Raw genomic sequence first — 15,193 nt, 5'->3', positions numbered from 1 at the left:
AGTTCCTCATGACTTAAACTTGGGACGGGCTTGCTTAACATCCCATCGGGAAGAGTAATATGAGCGATATCATGAATGAGCGCAGCGACAAAAGCATTCTGCTGCTCTGCTTCACTTAGCTGCATAATACTTGCGGTTCGGCGGGTTAGATCCGCAACGCGTCTTGAATGTCCGGCAAGTATCCCCCCTCGCCACTCAAGCAGATTTGAAAACATTCGGATCGATGCGACGAAGCTTTTTTTAAGTTTCCTATGCGCCTCCAACAATTCGTCGTCATGCTCATGGGCAGTCAGCTCAACAGCTGCATTTAGTTCTGCCAACTCCTTCGTCAGCGCTCTATTTTTTTGCTCTAGCCGAATATTCTCATAGCGTGTAATTTTTTGATCATTCAGTTGCTCAATGACAGCCAAAAATTGCTCACTATTCCAAGGTTTGACTATGTGACGGTGCAAGCCCAGCAACCGACCAAGGCCTTTCGTAATTGCCACGGGACTGCATTCCGAAAGAAAAATCACGAACAGATCAGGGGACTGCCCAAGGAGATTTTCCAGCCACTGCCCACCATCCTTGTCAATTACACGCGTATTGCATATCAACAAGTCAATTCGTCCACCAGCAAACTCAGCCAACGCTTCCGGCGCACTTGCCGCCATTCGCATATCATATCCAGCCTGACCGAGCAACAGGCCCAACCCTGAAAAATCTTCCACCTCGCAATCAACCATCAATGCTTGCAACCGCGATTGCGGCGCGAATGATTCTTGCCTCTCTCTAACATTCATTTGGCGTGCCTCCATTTGTCTTATTCGATGCATGGCCTCGCCAATATGCCATCGAAAGGCAATGTGCAGATAGAAATTCTTTACCAACACCAAATGAATGAAGATCAAATTTATCCGCTTCTCGCCACTCACTTACATCTAGCTACCATTACCCCAGTTTCGCGCAATGGATGAAATTTGCTCCAGGGAGAGCTCTCACTTGGATTCAAGGCAGTCTTGTCGGCCACGCTTGAAGCCCGGCCGCGTAGGCGGGCACCTGCGTGCGCAGCACGCTTGAGCCTGGCGCGGTCCAGCACCTGCAGCGGCGCATCAATGCCGCGCGCGGCCGAAGCATGCAGGAAGACCTGGCGCAGCCACACCATGTCATTGAGCACGGCGGCGGGCCGGCCTCGTCCTCCGTGCACCGCTTCTTGGTGTAGCCCATCAGATCCTGCACCGTGAGCTTGGCGGCCTGGAGGTCGGCCCGACCAGAGGCCTGCAGTCGCGCGATGCCGGCCTTTTTGCAACGGCCCCACTCAGTCACGTTTTTGACCGCACTGACATAATCCCGCAGTGGCTCCCCCACTGAAATTTTCTTGTGCACGGCCTGGCGCCTGGCCAAAAGCGTGCTCCTGGTCCATCTCGTGCTCGCGCCTGCGCAGCCACTCATTGGCCAGCACTTTCCGACGGTAGGCCTGGCTTTCGCGGTGGACAAACGTGCCGTTCTCCATCAGCCGGATCTGTACGGTGCAGGCAAGCGGGCAAGCAAGCCATCCGTGCGCTTGCGTGAAGTGATGGCCCCATCTGTTTTGCGACAGGTGAAGGATGTGGCAAAGCCAGCGAGAAAATCAGCAAAAACGGGGTTGGATGGCGAAGAATCAGGCAACGACGCCAGAGCAAAAAACCCAATCAGATCAATGACAAACGTAGAAAACCAAGCACCTGCCAGCATGTGGCGCATGTCCGTTGCGCCCATGATGGACTGGACTGACAAGCACTGCCGCTACCTGCACCGACTGCTGAGCCGCCATACCCTGCTGTATACCGAGATGGTGACCACGGGCGCACTGCTGCACGGTGATGTGCCACGGCATCTGCGGTTCGAGGCCGAGGAGCATCCGGTGGCGTTGCAGCTCGGCGGCAGCGAGCCGTCGGATCTGGCGCAGGCTGCGCGGTTGGGAGCGCAGTGGGGATATGACGAGATCAATCTGAACTGCGGCTGCCCCAGCGAGCGGGTGCAGCGCGGTGCATTTGGCGCCTGCCTGATGAATGAGGCGCCGCTGGTGGCCGATTGCGTAAAGGCCATGGTGGATGTGGTGGACGTGCCTGTCACGGTGAAGCACCGCATCGGCATCGACAAGGACGAGAGCTACGAATTCGTGCGTGACTTCGTGGGCACGGTGGCCGATGCGGGATGCCGCGTGTTCATCGTTCACGCACGCAATGCCTGGCTCAAAGGCTTGTCTCCCAAGGAAAACCGCGAGATCCCGCCGCTGCGCTACGAGATCGTGGCCCGGCTCAAGCAGGATTTTCCGCAGCTGACCATTGCCATCAATGGCGGCATCAAGGCCGACGCCACCGTGCAGGAGCTGCTGCAGCAGGTCGATGGCGTGATGGTGGGGCGTGAGGCCTATCACAACCCCTGGTGGCTGGCCTCGTGGGATGCGCTGTACTACGGCGATGCTGGCGTGGAGCACACGCGCGAGTCCATCGAGGAGCAGATGGTGGCCTACATGGAGCGAGAGGCGCGCACGCACGGCACGCACTGGTATTCGATAGCCCGCCATATGTTGGGGTTGCGCAACGGGCTGGCAGGTGCGCGGCGCTGGCGCCAGGTGTGGAGCAACCACCAGTTCAAGCAGTTGCCGCCTTCAGAGGTGATGCGGCTTGCGCGCACCAAACCGGCCGAAGCGGCGCTTGCCGCCTAGCGCGCCGCCCTGCATTGCAGGAATGCCGGGGGCTGGGCGGCCGCCAGCTTACAACCATCAGTCAAGCTATCACTTAAGCGACAGCATTAGAGGGGTTTTACTACCAATTTTCTTAGCGTGCTGCTGATATATTGCACTGCAACAAATCCAAACAACCCCTTGTATCCATGCTCTATCAGCTCTACGAAATCCAGCGCGCCATGGTCGAGCCCTTTGCCGATTTCGCGCAGGCTGCAGCCAAGCTCTACAGCAACCCCCACTCGCTGCTGAGCCAGGGTCCGATGTCCCAGCGCATGGCCGCCGGGTTCGACCTGTTCTACCGCCTGGGCAAGGATTACGAAAAGCCCGAGTTCAACCTGCGCAGCGTCGATGTCGGCGGCGTGGACGTGACGATCCGTGAGCGGGTCGAAGTGGACAAGCCGTTTTGCGAGCTGCGCCGCTTCAAGCGCTTCTCCGACGACACCGAGACACTGCAGACCATGCTGAGCCAGCCCGTGGTGCTGATCGTGGCGCCGCTGTCTGGCCACTACGCCACGCTGCTGCGCGATACGGTGCAAAGCATGCTGGGCGACCACAAGGTCTACATCACCGACTGGAAGAACGCCCGCCTGGTGCCGCTGGCCGATGGCGAGTTCCACCTCGACGACTACGTGAACTATGTGCAGGAGTTCATCCGCTACCTGCAGGGCAAGTACGGCCAGTGCCATGTGGTCAGCGTCTGCCAGCCCACGGTGCCGGTGCTGGCTGCCGTGTCGCTGATGGCCAGCCGTGGCGAGACGCCTCCGCTGTCCATGACCATGATGGGCGGCCCCATCGATGCGCGCCGCTCGCCGACCTCGGTGAACAACCTGGCGCAGAACCGCAGCTTCGAGTGGTTCGAGAACAATGTGATCTACCGCGTGCCCGAAGGCTATCCGGGCGTGGGTCGCCGCGTCTACCCCGGCTTCCTGCAGTACTCGGGCTTCGTGGCCATGAACCCGGATCGCCACGCCAAGAGCCACTACGACTACTTCAAGGACCTGATCAAGGGTGACGACGCCAGCGCCGAGCACCACCGCAAGTTCTATGACGAGTACAACGCCGTGCTCGACATGGATGCCGACTACTACCTCGAGACCATCGCCACGGTGTTCCAGGACTACAAGCTGGTCCATGGCACCTGGGAAGTGCGTTCGCCCGAGGACAAGGTTGAACTGGTGCGCCCGCAGGACATCAAGGGCAGCGCCCTGCTGACCATCGAAGGCGAGCTGGACGACATCTCCGGCTCCGGCCAGACGCGGGCTGCGCACGATCTGTGCACGGGCATTGCCGCGGATCAGCGCAGGCACCTTGAAGTGCCGGGCGCGGGACACTATGGGATTTTCAGCGGCCGCCGCTGGCGAGAGATCGTCTATCCGCAGGTGCGCGAATTCATCAGCACCCACCAGCCCGAGAGCGCCACCGCCGCCAGCGCTGCAGGCCATGCCAGCAGCCTGAGCGATGACGCACCGACGGCCGCCGAGCAGCCACGCAAGCGTGGCGCCAAGGTGCAGGCAGGCTGATTCCCGAGCAAGCCCGCCACGCCATGTCCTCCACCGCCATGCTCGCCCGCGACGATCTGGCAGCGCGCATAGACGCCGCGCTGCCGCAGACGCAGTGCACGCGTTGCGGCTACCCTGACTGCGCCAGCTACGCCCAGGCCGTGGCCTCGGGCGAGGCTGGCATCAACCAGTGCCCACCGGGCGGCGCTGCGGGCGTGGAGCGGCTGGCCGCATTGACGGGCCGGCCCGTTGTTGCGCTGAGCGCCGAGCACGGCATGGAAGCCCCGCGCACCGTGGCCGTGATCGACGAGGCCTGGTGCATCGGTTGCACCCTGTGCATCAAGGCCTGCCCCACGGATGCCATCCTGGGGGCCAACAAGTTCATGCACACGGTGATCGCAGCCCACTGCACGGGATGCGAACTGTGCATTCCCGTGTGTCCGGTCGATTGCATCGAACTGCACAATGCCAGCGGCCCGGCCACAGGCTGGTCTGCCTGGAGCCCCCAGCAGGCCGAGCATGCGCGCCAGCGCTATGTGCTGCACCGCGAGCGTGAAGTGGAGCGCGAGCGTTTGAGTGCAAGCCGGGCAGCGACGCCTCTTGCGCAGGCAGAGCAGGCAGCAGCCGACGACGCCAGCCCTCACGCCCCCTGCCCCGCACCTCCCGTGGCCGAGAGCAAGCAGGCCACCATCGCCGCCATCCTGGCCCGCGCTCGTGCCCAGCGCGCGGGCGGCGGTTCATCGCCGAACGCGTGCCAGTGAAGCCCGCCAGGCGGCAGTCTGCCTTCCAGGCCAAGGCTATGCCGCCAGCGCCAGACTCTTGTAGACGCCGCATCCCCAGTACAGCCCGCCATGCTTGCAGACGAAGGACATCTTGGTCTGTACCTGTTGCGTGGCCGGGTTTCTGAAGTCGTACTCCACCCAGCCTGGGCCGCGCTCGGCCTGGGCAATGATGTCGGCCAGCAGCTGCTCACCCCGCACGCCTGGCAGCTCCTGCACGCGCACGCCCACACGCGCAGGGTTGCCGCCAAAGGCGCGGTAGCTGCCGTCGGCGGCCAGGGCGAAAACGTACATATCGCGGTCATGGAAGGGCTGGCCGGGGTCGTTTACGGCGGCCAGCAGTGCCTCGGTGGCCACTCCGCGCCGCGCCAGGCCCAGGGCCGACTCGACCAGGGCCACGGCCTCCTCCGCCGTGCCCTGCTGCAGCCGAAAGCGCGACACCGCCCCTGACAGCATCTGCGCGCGCTGCTGCAGCGCGCGTGCCTGGTCCAGCGCGTGGCCCACCATCTGCGCGTTGTGCTGGGTGATCTCGTCGATCTGGTGAACGGCGCGGCTGATCTCGGCCAGACCCGTGCTCTGGCTGCCGGTGGACTGCGACAGCTCTCCCATGTGCTCGGCCACCTGGCGAATGCCTTCGGTCACGCGCTCCATGCCTCGCCCGGCCGTGCGGATCAACTCGGTGCTGTGCTCCACCTGGGCCAGCGCATCGCCGATCAGGTGGCGGATCTCGCGCGCCGCCTCGGCCGAGCGGCCGGCCAGGGAGCGCACCTCGCTGGCCACCACGGCAAAGCCGCGGCCCTGCTCGCCCGCACGCGCCGCCTCCACGGCAGCGTTGAGCGCCAGGATGTTGGTCTGAAACGCAATGCCGTCGATCACACCAATGATCTCGCGCATGCGGCCGGCGCTGCTTTCAATGGTCTCCACCGACTCCACGGCGCGGCCCATGGCCACCACGCCTTCATCGGCCGCGCCGCGCACCGCGCTGGCCTGGTGGTGGACCACGCCCACCACGTCGGCGTTGTGCTGCACGGCGCTGCTGAGCTGCTCCACGCTGACCACGGTCTGGGCCAGGTTGGTGGCCTGCAGTTCGGTGCGATCGGACAGTGCCTGGTGCTCGTTCACCAGTTGTTGCCCGGCCTGCGCCACCAGGGCCGCATTGCTGCGCACATCGGCCACCATGCCCGACAGCGAGGTCACCATGCCGCCCAGCAAGGCCTTGGGCGTCTGGACGGCGCCTGCGCCCTCCTGGGAGGCCGCAGCCTCCACGGCCACGCGCTGGCTCAGGTCTCCCTGGGCGATGCCCTGCATGGCCTGCTGCAGCAATTCGCGCTCGCCGATCACCCGCGACCAGAGCCTGTGCATGCCGCCCAGCAGCAACCCGGCCCACAGCAGCAAGGCTGCCCAAACCCAGGGCCCCAGGCCCAGCGAATCGGCCACCAACGCCAGCGCCGGTCCCGCCAATGCCCACACCGTGCATACGAGGAAGCCGGCACCTGGGCCGGATGTATGCTTACGATGCCTGCTTCCATCTTTTTCCATGCCAGCGCCTGCCTGCATAGCTGATTGCCTCTCTAGTCATTGGTATCTGGAATTCACCGTTTGCGAGGCCCCGCCACACGAGTTGGCATGGCCCCAGTCGAGACCATGCCAGAATAGGTAACAGAATGCAAAAAAGCCAGCGTGCAGACCCGCAGTCCCCTGTGACAACGGCATGCCGAAAGCGCATCAATCCATAATGCGAGCCCATGAATCCCCTGCTCTCCCGACTCCAGCCCTACCCGTTTGAGCGTCTTCGCAAACTGTTCGCCGGGGTCCAGCCACCGGCGGGCGTGCGCCCCATCAGCCTTGGCATCGGAGAGCCCCGCCATGCCACGCCGCCCTTCATCGAACAGGCGCTGAGCGCCGACCTGGGCGGCCTGGCCAAGTACCCGGCCACAGCCGGCGAGCCCGCGCTGCGCGAATCCTGCGCCCAGTGGGCGCGCCAGCGCTACGGCATTGCGCTGGACGCCGCCGCCCAGGTGCTGCCGGTCAACGGCTCGCGCGAGGCCCTGTTCTCCTTCACCCAGGTCGTGGTGGACGCCAGCCAGGACGGCGCGCGCGTGATCTGCCCCAACCCGTTCTATCAGATCTACGAAGGCGCCACCCTGCTGGCCGGCGCCCAGCCGTACTACGCTCCCAGCGATGCCGCGCGCAATTTCGCGGTGGACTGGGACAGCGTTCCAGCCGACGTATGGGAAAAGACCCAGCTGATCTTCGTGTGCTCTCCCGGCAACCCCACAGGCGCGGTGATGCCGCTGGCCGAATGGGAAAAGCTGTTTGCGCTGTCCGACCGCCATGGCTTCGTGATTGCCAGCGACGAGTGCTATAGCGAGATCTACTTCGACGGCACACCTCCACTGGGCGGACTGGAAGCCGCGCAGCGCCTGGGCCGCACGGACTACAAGAACCTGCTGATGTTCACCAGCCTGTCCAAGCGCAGCAATGTGCCTGGCCTGCGCAGCGGTTTCGTGGCGGGCGATGCGGCCCTGATCAAGGCCTTTTTGCTGTACCGCACCTACCACGGCGGCGCCATGAGCCCCGTGGTGCAGACGGCCAGCATCGCGGCCTGGGGCGACGAGGCCCATGTCGAGGAAAACCGCCGCCTGTACCGCGAAAAATTCAACCAGGTCACCCCCGTGCTGGCGCGCGTGATGGATGTGCGCCTGCCCGATGCCAGCTTCTACCTGTGGGCCGGCATTCCCGAATCGCTGGGCCTGGACGACGCCGACTTTGCCCGCGAGCTGTATGCCGCCACCGGCGTGACCGTGCTGCCCGGCAGCTACCTGGCGCGCGAAGCCAATGGCCGCAACCCCGGCGCCGGGCGCGTGCGCATGGCCCTGGTGGCCGAGACCGCCGAATGCCTGGAGGCGGCCCAGCGCATTGCACAATTCATAGAATCACGCCAGCGCTGAGCCACGCCTGGCCACCCCTTTCCTCACAAACCCTTTGATCACCAAAGCCATATGACGCAACAGCTGCAATCCATCATCGACACCGCCTGGGACAACCGTGCCAGCCTCTCCCCCGCTGCCGCGCCCAAGGAAGTGACCGAGGCCGTGGACCACGTGATCGAAGCCCTGAACAACGGCCAGCTGCGCGTGGCCACGCGCGAAGGCGTGGGCCAGTGGACCGTGCACCAGTGGATCAAGAAGGCCGTGCTGCTGTCTTTCCGCCTCAAGGACAACGTGCTGATGCAGTCCGGCGACCTGAACTTCTTCGACAAGGTCCCCACCAAATTCGCCGGCATGACCGAAGCCGAGATCGCCGCCACCGGCGTGCGCGTCGTGCCTCCGGCGGTGGCCCGCCGTGGCAGCTTCGTGGCCAAGGGCGCCATCCTGATGCCCTCCTACGTGAACATCGGCGCCTACGTGGACGAAGGCACCATGGTCGACACCTGGGCCACCGTGGGCTCCTGCGCTCAGGTCGGCAAGAACGTGCACCTGTCCGGCGGCGTGGGCCTGGGCGGCGTGCTGGAGCCGCTGCAGGCCAACCCGACCATCATCGAGGACAACTGCTTCATCGGCGCGCGTTCCGAAATCGTCGAAGGCGTGATCGTGGAAGAGAACTCGGTGATCTCCATGGGCGTGTACATCGGCCAGTCCACTCCCATCTATGACCGTGCGACCGGCGAGACCAGCTACGGCCGCGTGCCCGCCGGCTCGGTGGTGGTGTCGGGCAACCTGCCCAAGGACAACGGCCGCTACAGCATGTACGCCGCCATCATCGTCAAGAAGGTCGATGCCAAGACACGCTCCACCACGAGCCTGAACGACCTGCTGCGCGATTGACCTGCATCCGGACCGCGCCAAAGGCGTGGTTGCGGCGCCAAAACATCCCCTGTTCAGGGGATGGACCAAGGCATACTCTCGAGGGCGTCCCCGGCCACCAGGCAGCGGACGCCCGTTTCACGTCAAAAGCGCGTGACAACGATCCAAGAACAGCGACAGCACACGAATTTGGGGGAACACATGGGCACGATGGAGAGGATTTTGCGCCTGATGGGCGAGAAGCAGGCGTCCGACGTCTACCTGGCGGTCAACGCGCCGGCGCTGATCAAGATCAATGGCGAATGCGTCCCCATCAACAACCAGCTGCTGCCGCCCGATGCGCCGCGCAGCCTGCTGGCCGAGATCGTGCCGGCCGAGCGCCTGCAGGAGCTGGACGAGACGGGCGAGCTCAACATGGGCGTGCCGCTGCGCGGCGTGGGGCGTTTCCGCGTCAGCGCCATGCACCAGCGCGGCAGCTGCGCCGTGGTGATCCGCTTCATCGCCCAGCACATCCCGCCCATGGACACGCTGAACCTGCCGCCCGTGCTGGGCGAGCTGATCATGCAAAAGCGCGGCCTGCTGCTGGTCGTGGGCTCCACGGGCTCGGGCAAGAGCACGACGCTGGCCTCGATGATCGACGCGCGCAATGAAAAGCTCACGGGCCACATCCTCACCATCGAGGACCCCATCGAATACCAGTTCCGCAACAAGCGCTCCATCGTCAACCAGCGCGAAGTGGGATCCGACACGGCATCGCTGCAGGTTGCGCTCAAGAATGCGCTGCGCCAGGCGCCCGACGTGATCCTGATCGGCGAGATCCGCGACCGCGAGACCATGTCCTCGGCCATGGGCTTTGCGCAGTCGGGCCACCTGTGCCTGGCCACGCTGCACGCCAACAACAGCTACCACGCGCTCAACCGCATCCTGTCCTTCTTCCCCGAGGAAATCCGGCCGACCATGCTGGGCGAGCTGTCGGCAGCGCTCAAGGGCGTGATCTCCCAGCGCCTGGTGCGCACCGTGGATGGCGGCCGCATGCCGGCCGTCGAGGTGATGCTCAACACCAAGCTGATCGCCGACCTGATCGAGCGCGGCAACTTCTCGGGCGTCAAGGAGGCCATGGAGAAATCCATGGCCGAAGGCTCGCAGACCTTTGAAGAGGCGCTGGCCCAGCTGATCCGCTCGGGCCGCATCGACCGCGCCGAGGGACTGGCCTTTGCCGACTCGCCCACCAACCTGATGTGGCGCCTGGAAAACGACGTGGTCAAGGCCGGCCATGCCGCGCCGTCCAGCCAGTTCGCCGAACTGGCCACGCCCGGCGAGGACGACATGCCCTCGTTCACCGAAATCATGCTGGAAGTCAAGCCGAACTGAACGGCCGGGCCTGCAGCGTTCACAATGTCGGAGCACGCTGGCGCCAGCCAGCCCTCCGACTTTTTTGTTTTTTGACCTTCCCACCATGTCCCGCACCTTGCAACTGACCGAGCAGCTGATCAGCCTGCCATCCGTGACCCCGGAAGACGCCGGCTGCCTTGAACTCCTGGCCGATGCCCTGCTGCCCATGGGCTTTGCCTGCGAGCGCATCGACAGCGGCCCCGACAGCTTTCGCGTGCGCAATCTCTGGGCCAGGCGCTCCGGCGCAGGCACCGACCGGCCCGTGCTGGTCTTTGCCGGCCATACCGACGTGGTGCCCACCGGCCCCCTGGAGCAGTGGAGCAGCCCGCCCTTCGTGCCCACGCACCGCGACGGCAAGCTATACGGCCGCGGCGCCAGCGACATGAAGACCTCCATCGCCGCCTTTGTCGTGGCACTGGAGGAGTTCCTGGCCGAGACGCCAACTCCCTCCTTCGACATTGCCCTGCTGCTGACCAGCGACGAGGAAGGCCCTTCGGTGGACGGCACCAAGGTCGTGGTCGAGCTGCTGCGCGAGCGCGGCGAGCGCCTGGACTGGTGCATCGTGGGCGAGCCCACCTCCGTGGACCGCACGGGCGACATGATCAAGAACGGCCGCCGGGGCACCATGAGCGGACGCCTCACCGTCAAGGGCATCCAGGGCCACATCGCCTACCCGCAGCTGGCGCGCAACCCCATCCACCAGGCCCTGCCGGCCCTGGCCGAACTGGCCGCCACGCGATGGGACGAGGGCAACGCCTTCTTCCCGCCCACCAGCTGGCAGATCAGCAACATGCATGGCGGCACGGGCGCATCCAACGTCATCCCCGGCCATGTGACCATCGACTTCAACTTCCGTTTCTGCACCGAGTCCACGGCCGAATCGCTGCAGCAGCGCGTGCACGCCGTGCTGGACCGCCATGGGCTGGAGTACGAGCTGGCCTGGACCATCGGCGGTCAGCCCTTCCTGACCACGCCGGGCACGCTGGTGAACGCCGTGCAGGCGGCCATCCGCGCCGAGACCGGCCTGGAGACCGAGCTGTCCACCACGGGCGGCACCAGCGACGGCCGCTTCATCGCCCAGATCTGCAGCCAGGTCGTGGAAGTGGGCCCGCCCAACGCCAGCATCCACAAGATCGACGAGCACATCGTGGTGGCTGACATCGAGCCCCTCAAGAACATTTACCGCCGCACGCTCCAGGAGCTGCAGCGCCAGCAGGCCGCCTGAACGCGCGCCCAAGGAGCCGACGATGACATCCGCCCCCACCCCTGCCAATATTCCCGCCATCTCGGGCAGCACCATCGCCGACCTCGTGGCCTCGGGCGCCGCGGCGCTCACGGCGGCCGGCGTGGCCTTTGGCCACGGCACGGCCACGGCCGAAGACGAATCGGCGTGGCTCACGCTCTGGAAGCTGGGCCTGCCACTGGACAGCGAACTGGCGCCGGGCGCGCCCGAGTCCCTGGCCAGCCAGCCGGTGAGCGCCGAGCAGCAGGCCGAAGTGGCCGAGCTGTTCGCAGAGCGCATCCGCACACGCAAGCCCGCCGCCTACCTCACGCGCGAGGCCTGGCTGCAGGGCGTGCCCTTCTACGTGGACGAGCGCGCCATCGTGCCGCGCAGCTTCATTGCCGAACTGCTGGCCGACGGCAGCATCGACGGCTGGCTGTCCGACCGCACGCGCCGCGTGCTGGACCTGTGCACCGGCAACGGCAGCCTGGCCTGCCTGGCGGCCATGGCCTGGCCCGAGGTCGAGGTCACGGGCGCCGACATCTCGGCCGACGCGCTGGCCGTGGCGCGCATCAACGTGGACCGCCATGAGCTCGCCGAGCGCGTGCAATTGCTGGAGAGCGACGGCCTGGCCGCCCTGCCCGGCCCCTGGGACCTGGTGCTGTGCAACCCGCCCTATGTGAACGCCGACAGCATGTCGCGCCTGCCCGCCGAGTACCAGGCCGAGCCCGAGCTTGCGCTGGCCGGCGGCGCCGACGGCATGGACTTCATCCGCCGCCTGCTGCAGGACCTGCCCTCGCGCCTGGCCAAGGAAGGCGTGGTCGTGCTGGAGATCGGCAATGAAAAGGACTTCTTCGAAGCCGCCTTCCCCGACCTGCCCGTGTTCTGGCTGGACACCAGCTCGGGCGACGAGCAGGTGCTGCTGATCACCCAGGAGGCACTGCGCGCCTGGACCGAAGGCGATATCGAGGCCCTGCGCCCGCAATACCGCCCCCTGGGCTGAGATGGACCTGCGGGCGCTGCGCTACTTCATCGCCGTGCTGGAGGCTGGCAGCCTCTCGCGCGCCGCGCACTCGCTGTACGTGGCCCAGCCCGCGCTCACGGCGCAAATCAAGAAGCTGGAAGGCGAGCTGGGTGCGCAACTGCTGGAGCGCAGCCACGCCGGCGTGACCCCCACCCCGGCCGGCGCGCAGCTGTACGAGGATGCCCGCCGCCTGCTGTCCGACGCCGATGCCATGCGCGAGCGCATACAGCGCCTGCCCCAAGGCCCCGAAGGCTCGGTCACCATCGCCCTGCCCTTTTTGCTGACCAGCCTGCTGGCAGGCCCCCTGATTGCCAGCCTGCGCCACAGCCACCCGCGCATACGCATCTTCGTGCTCGACGACCTGAGCCTGATGGTGCAAAAGGCCATGCTGGACCGGCGCGCCGACCTGGCCATTCTTGTGGACACGGCCAGCCTGCATGACCTGCAGGTGCAGCCCATGGCAGAGGAATCCATCTACGTCTGCGGCCAGGATGTCGATGGCAGCGTGGCCCCGCTGCTGCGCCCGGCGCCGGACGGCGGCCTGCCGCACATGGACTTTGCCCATGCCTGCCAGCTGCCGCTGGTGCTGCAGTCGCGCCGCTTTTCCATCCGCCAGACCGTGGAGGCCGCCGCCGATGCGCGGGAGCTGCGGTTGAACATCGTCCACGAACACGATTCCGCCCGCGTCATCCGCTCGCTCTACCACTGCGGCGCGGGCTTCACCTTCACGCCCGCCTGCTCGCTGAGCGATGCGCCCGCCTGGCTGCACGAGGGCGCCAAGGCGGCGCCCACGGGCCTCCAGCCCGGCTGGATCGTGGCCCAGGTCGCGGCGCCCGCGCTGCTGCGCCGCTACTTCCTGGCCGTGCAGGCCAACCGTGGCGGTGACCCGGCACTGCAGGTGGTCCGGCAGGCACTGCTGGACCAGGCCCGGCAACTGATCACGGCGGGCCTCTGGCAGGCGCGCTGGCAGCATCCGCAGCAGATGTGATGCAGCAGCCCAGCGTAGTGCGGCAGTCCGATGGTCATCAGCAAAAACGGCAAGGGTTGGTCTGGACATCAATTTTTCTGATGCAACTGAATCACTAATCGGTATTTCCCCGGCCCGGTCCTCTTCTGCAACAGTGCATGGCACGCCGCGCAAAACGCGCGGCTTCAGCCAAGGAATGCCATGCACGAGACATCCCGGCCCACCGCAGGCCACCCCCATTCCCTCCCCATACCCAATGTCGGCGAACTCGTCGCACGCAGCTGCAGGGCCCATGCCGAGCAACCTGCGGTGACCAGCGCCACGCGCAGCATCAGCTACGCAGAGCTTGAGCAGCGCTCCAACCGCGTGGCGAACGCCCTGCTTGCCCAGGGGCTGGCCCGCGGCGACCGCGTGGGCATCTACCTGCCCAATTGCGTGGAAATCGTGGAGATCGAGATCGCCTGCTACAAGGCCGGGCTCATCAAGGCGCCCTTCAACGCACGCCTGTCTCCACGCGAAGTAGGCGATATCGCGGCCAACAGCGATGCTTCCATCATCGTGACCACGGCCGCGCGCGCCGAGGCCTTCAAGCCGCACCTGCAGTCTGCCGACGTGCGCCTGCTGCTGCTGGACGGCCCTGCCGACAGCAACTACGAAGCGCTGCTCGCCCGCGCCAGCGACCGCTTCCAGCCCGTGGACGTGCACGAGCACGAGGTGGCCGTGCTGCACTACACCTCGGGCTCGTCGGGCGTGCTCAAGGCCGCCATGCAGACCTTCGGCAACCGCCTGGCCCAGCTGCGCAAATTCCTGATGCGCGGCGAGGGCATGCAGGCCGGCCATGTGCTGGGACTGGTGGGGCCGGTCACCCACGCCTCGGGCATGCAGATGGTGCCGGCGCTGTGCACGGGCGCCACCATCCACCTGTTCTCGGGCTTCGAGCCTGGCGCCTTCATGGCCGAGATGCAGGCGCGGCGCGTCACCCATACCTTCATGGTGCCCACCATGATCAACATGCTGCTGGCCGAGATCGGCGGCCGCTACCGCCCCCTGCCCGACCTGCTGCGCCTGGGCTACGGCGCAGCGCCCATGGCGCCGGCGCGCATCCTGCAGGCCATGGACGTGTTCGGCCCCATCCTGTCCCAGGGCTACGGCGCGGGCGAGACCACCTCCGGCGTCTGCGGCCTGACGGTGCAGGACCACCTGCAGGCGCGCGCATCGCGCCCCGAGCGGCTGGCATCCTGCGGCCGGCCCTTCCTGGAATCCCTGGTGGAGGTGGTGGACGACGAAGGCCGCCGCGTGCCCGAGGGCGAGATCGGCGAGATCGTGGTCAGCGGCGCCGATGTCTTCGCAGGCTACTGGCGCGCGCCCGAGCTGACGGCCGAGGTGCTCAGGAACGGCCGCTACCACACGGGCGATCTGGCCCGCATGGACGAGCAGGGCTTTGTCTACATCGTGGACCGCAAGAAGGACATGGTCATCAGCGGCGGCTTCAACGTCTATCCGTCCGAGGTGGAGTCCGTGCTCTACGAACACGCCTCGGTGGCCGATGCCTGCGTGTTCGCCATTCCCGACGACAAATGGGGCGAGGCCGTGGCCGCCCACATCGTGCTCAAGCCCGGCCTGGCCGGCGACAGTGCCGCGCTGGACCGCTTTTGCGCCGAGCGCCTGGGCGGCTTCAAGCGCCCGCGCCACATCGAATTCGTGCAGCAGCTGCCCAAGAACCCCAACGGCAAGGTCATGCGCCGCGCCGTGCAGGCGCCCTACTGGGCCAACCACGCCCGCAAGGTGAACTGA

The 15,193-nt window shown here is 65.8% G+C and carries 14 protein-coding genes; 11 read left to right on the top strand and 3 right to left on the bottom strand.

Annotation, left to right across the window (positions count from 1 at the left end; all coding sequences use genetic code 11):
* Nucleotides 1-890: response regulator (locus ACF8ML_RS22510; protein ID WP_392408012.1), on the bottom strand; the 890-nt coding region annotated here is incomplete at its 3' end.
* Nucleotides 891-1,042: 152 nt separating this feature from the next.
* Between ACF8ML_RS22510 and ACF8ML_RS22505 the strand changes: the two genes are divergently transcribed.
* Complete coding sequence (locus ACF8ML_RS22505; protein WP_392408011.1) at nt 1,043-1,201, top strand: hypothetical protein; 159 nt, start codon at nt 1,043-1,045, stop codon at nt 1,199-1,201.
* Between the two features lie 290 nt (nt 1,202-1,491).
* Here ACF8ML_RS22505 and ACF8ML_RS22500 read toward each other — a convergent pair whose 3' ends face one another.
* On the bottom strand, nt 1,492-1,722 hold the full coding sequence (locus ACF8ML_RS22500; RefSeq protein ID WP_392408010.1) for a hypothetical protein: 231 nt from the start codon (nt 1,720-1,722) through the stop codon (nt 1,492-1,494).
* Between ACF8ML_RS22500 and dusA the strand changes: the two genes are divergently transcribed.
* The 3 genes from dusA to rsxB all read left to right on the top strand — a co-directional run bounded on the left by dusA (nt 1,712) and on the right by rsxB (nt 4,970).
* On the top strand, nt 1,712-2,689 hold the full coding sequence (dusA, locus tag ACF8ML_RS22495) for a tRNA dihydrouridine(20/20a) synthase DusA (protein WP_016445948.1): 978 nt from the start codon (nt 1,712-1,714) through the stop codon (nt 2,687-2,689). The genes ACF8ML_RS22500 and dusA overlap by 11 nt on opposite strands.
* 167 nt (nt 2,690-2,856) lie before the next feature.
* Complete coding sequence (locus tag ACF8ML_RS22490) at nt 2,857-4,230, top strand: polyhydroxyalkanoate depolymerase (protein WP_016445947.1); 1,374 nt, start codon at nt 2,857-2,859, stop codon at nt 4,228-4,230.
* Between the two features lie 23 nt (nt 4,231-4,253).
* Nucleotides 4,254-4,970, top strand: a complete 717-nt coding sequence (gene rsxB, locus ACF8ML_RS22485) for an electron transport complex subunit RsxB (protein WP_043792611.1) — start codon at nt 4,254-4,256, stop codon at nt 4,968-4,970.
* Between the two features lie 36 nt (nt 4,971-5,006).
* Here rsxB and ACF8ML_RS22480 read toward each other — a convergent pair whose 3' ends face one another.
* Nucleotides 5,007-6,545 carry a methyl-accepting chemotaxis protein gene (locus ACF8ML_RS22480; RefSeq protein ID WP_016445945.1) on the bottom strand — a complete coding sequence of 513 codons (1,539 nt, stop codon included), beginning with the start codon at nt 6,543-6,545 and terminating at the stop codon, nt 5,007-5,009.
* Between the two features lie 188 nt (nt 6,546-6,733).
* Here ACF8ML_RS22480 and dapC point away from each other — a divergent pair, with 188 nt between their 5' ends.
* The 7 genes from dapC to ACF8ML_RS22445 all read left to right on the top strand — a co-directional run bounded on the left by dapC (nt 6,734) and on the right by ACF8ML_RS22445 (nt 15,193).
* Nucleotides 6,734-7,939, top strand: coding sequence for a succinyldiaminopimelate transaminase (gene dapC, locus ACF8ML_RS22475; RefSeq protein WP_047327766.1), 1,206 nt, complete (start codon nt 6,734-6,736; stop codon nt 7,937-7,939).
* 51 nt (nt 7,940-7,990) lie between these two features.
* A complete protein-coding gene (dapD, locus tag ACF8ML_RS22470) occupies nt 7,991-8,815 on the top strand; it encodes a 2,3,4,5-tetrahydropyridine-2,6-dicarboxylate N-succinyltransferase (RefSeq protein WP_012205450.1) in 825 nt (274 codons plus the stop codon).
* A 180-nt stretch (nt 8,816-8,995) separates the two neighbouring features.
* Complete coding sequence (locus ACF8ML_RS22465; protein ID WP_016445943.1) at nt 8,996-10,165, top strand: PilT/PilU family type 4a pilus ATPase; 1,170 nt, start codon at nt 8,996-8,998, stop codon at nt 10,163-10,165.
* 85 nt (nt 10,166-10,250) lie between these two features.
* Complete coding sequence (gene dapE / locus ACF8ML_RS22460) at nt 10,251-11,411, top strand: succinyl-diaminopimelate desuccinylase (protein WP_016445942.1); 1,161 nt, start codon at nt 10,251-10,253, stop codon at nt 11,409-11,411.
* Nucleotides 11,412-11,433: 22 nt separating this feature from the next.
* Nucleotides 11,434-12,411: a 50S ribosomal protein L3 N(5)-glutamine methyltransferase gene (gene prmB, locus ACF8ML_RS22455; protein ID WP_046238306.1), complete on the top strand. Its 978-nt coding sequence runs from the start codon at nt 11,434-11,436 to the stop codon at nt 12,409-12,411.
* A gap of 1 nt (nt 12,412) precedes the next feature.
* The gene (locus ACF8ML_RS22450; protein WP_392408009.1) at nt 12,413-13,420 is read left to right on the top strand and encodes a LysR family transcriptional regulator; all 1,008 of its coding nucleotides are present in this window, start codon (nt 12,413-12,415) and stop codon (nt 13,418-13,420) included.
* A 180-nt stretch (nt 13,421-13,600) separates the two neighbouring features.
* Complete coding sequence (locus tag ACF8ML_RS22445) at nt 13,601-15,193, top strand: class I adenylate-forming enzyme family protein (RefSeq protein WP_392408008.1); 1,593 nt, start codon at nt 13,601-13,603, stop codon at nt 15,191-15,193.

Source organism: Delftia sp. WSY_10 (assembly GCF_043104705.1).
Lineage (GTDB): Bacteria > Pseudomonadota > Gammaproteobacteria > Burkholderiales > Burkholderiaceae_C > Comamonas > Comamonas tsuruhatensis.
This window is presented reverse-complemented; position numbering and strand designations above follow the sequence as displayed.

What these genes read in the sequence shown, in the direction of transcription:
- ACF8ML_RS22500 (WP_392408010.1), bottom strand. Translation starts at nt 1,722, where the DNA reads ATGCGCCACATGCTGGCAGGTGCTTGGTTTTCTACGTTTGTCATTGAT.
- ACF8ML_RS22490 (WP_016445947.1), top strand. Translation starts at nt 2,857, where the DNA reads ATGCTCTATCAGCTCTACGAAATCCAGCGCGCCATGGTCGAGCCCTTT.
- ACF8ML_RS22480 (WP_016445945.1), bottom strand. Translation starts at nt 6,545, where the DNA reads ATGCAGGCAGGCGCTGGCATGGAAAAAGATGGAAGCAGGCATCGTAAG.
- ACF8ML_RS22450 (WP_392408009.1), top strand. Translation starts at nt 12,413, where the DNA reads ATGGACCTGCGGGCGCTGCGCTACTTCATCGCCGTGCTGGAGGCTGGC.
- rsxB (WP_043792611.1), top strand. Translation starts at nt 4,254, where the DNA reads ATGTCCTCCACCGCCATGCTCGCCCGCGACGATCTGGCAGCGCGCATA.
- ACF8ML_RS22465 (WP_016445943.1), top strand. Translation starts at nt 8,996, where the DNA reads ATGGGCACGATGGAGAGGATTTTGCGCCTGATGGGCGAGAAGCAGGCG.
- prmB (WP_046238306.1), top strand. Translation starts at nt 11,434, where the DNA reads ATGACATCCGCCCCCACCCCTGCCAATATTCCCGCCATCTCGGGCAGC.
- dapC (WP_047327766.1), top strand. Translation starts at nt 6,734, where the DNA reads ATGAATCCCCTGCTCTCCCGACTCCAGCCCTACCCGTTTGAGCGTCTT.
- ACF8ML_RS22445 (WP_392408008.1), top strand. Translation starts at nt 13,601, where the DNA reads ATGCACGAGACATCCCGGCCCACCGCAGGCCACCCCCATTCCCTCCCC.
- dapD (WP_012205450.1), top strand. Translation starts at nt 7,991, where the DNA reads ATGACGCAACAGCTGCAATCCATCATCGACACCGCCTGGGACAACCGT.
- dapE (WP_016445942.1), top strand. Translation starts at nt 10,251, where the DNA reads ATGTCCCGCACCTTGCAACTGACCGAGCAGCTGATCAGCCTGCCATCC.
- dusA (WP_016445948.1), top strand. Translation starts at nt 1,712, where the DNA reads ATGTGGCGCATGTCCGTTGCGCCCATGATGGACTGGACTGACAAGCAC.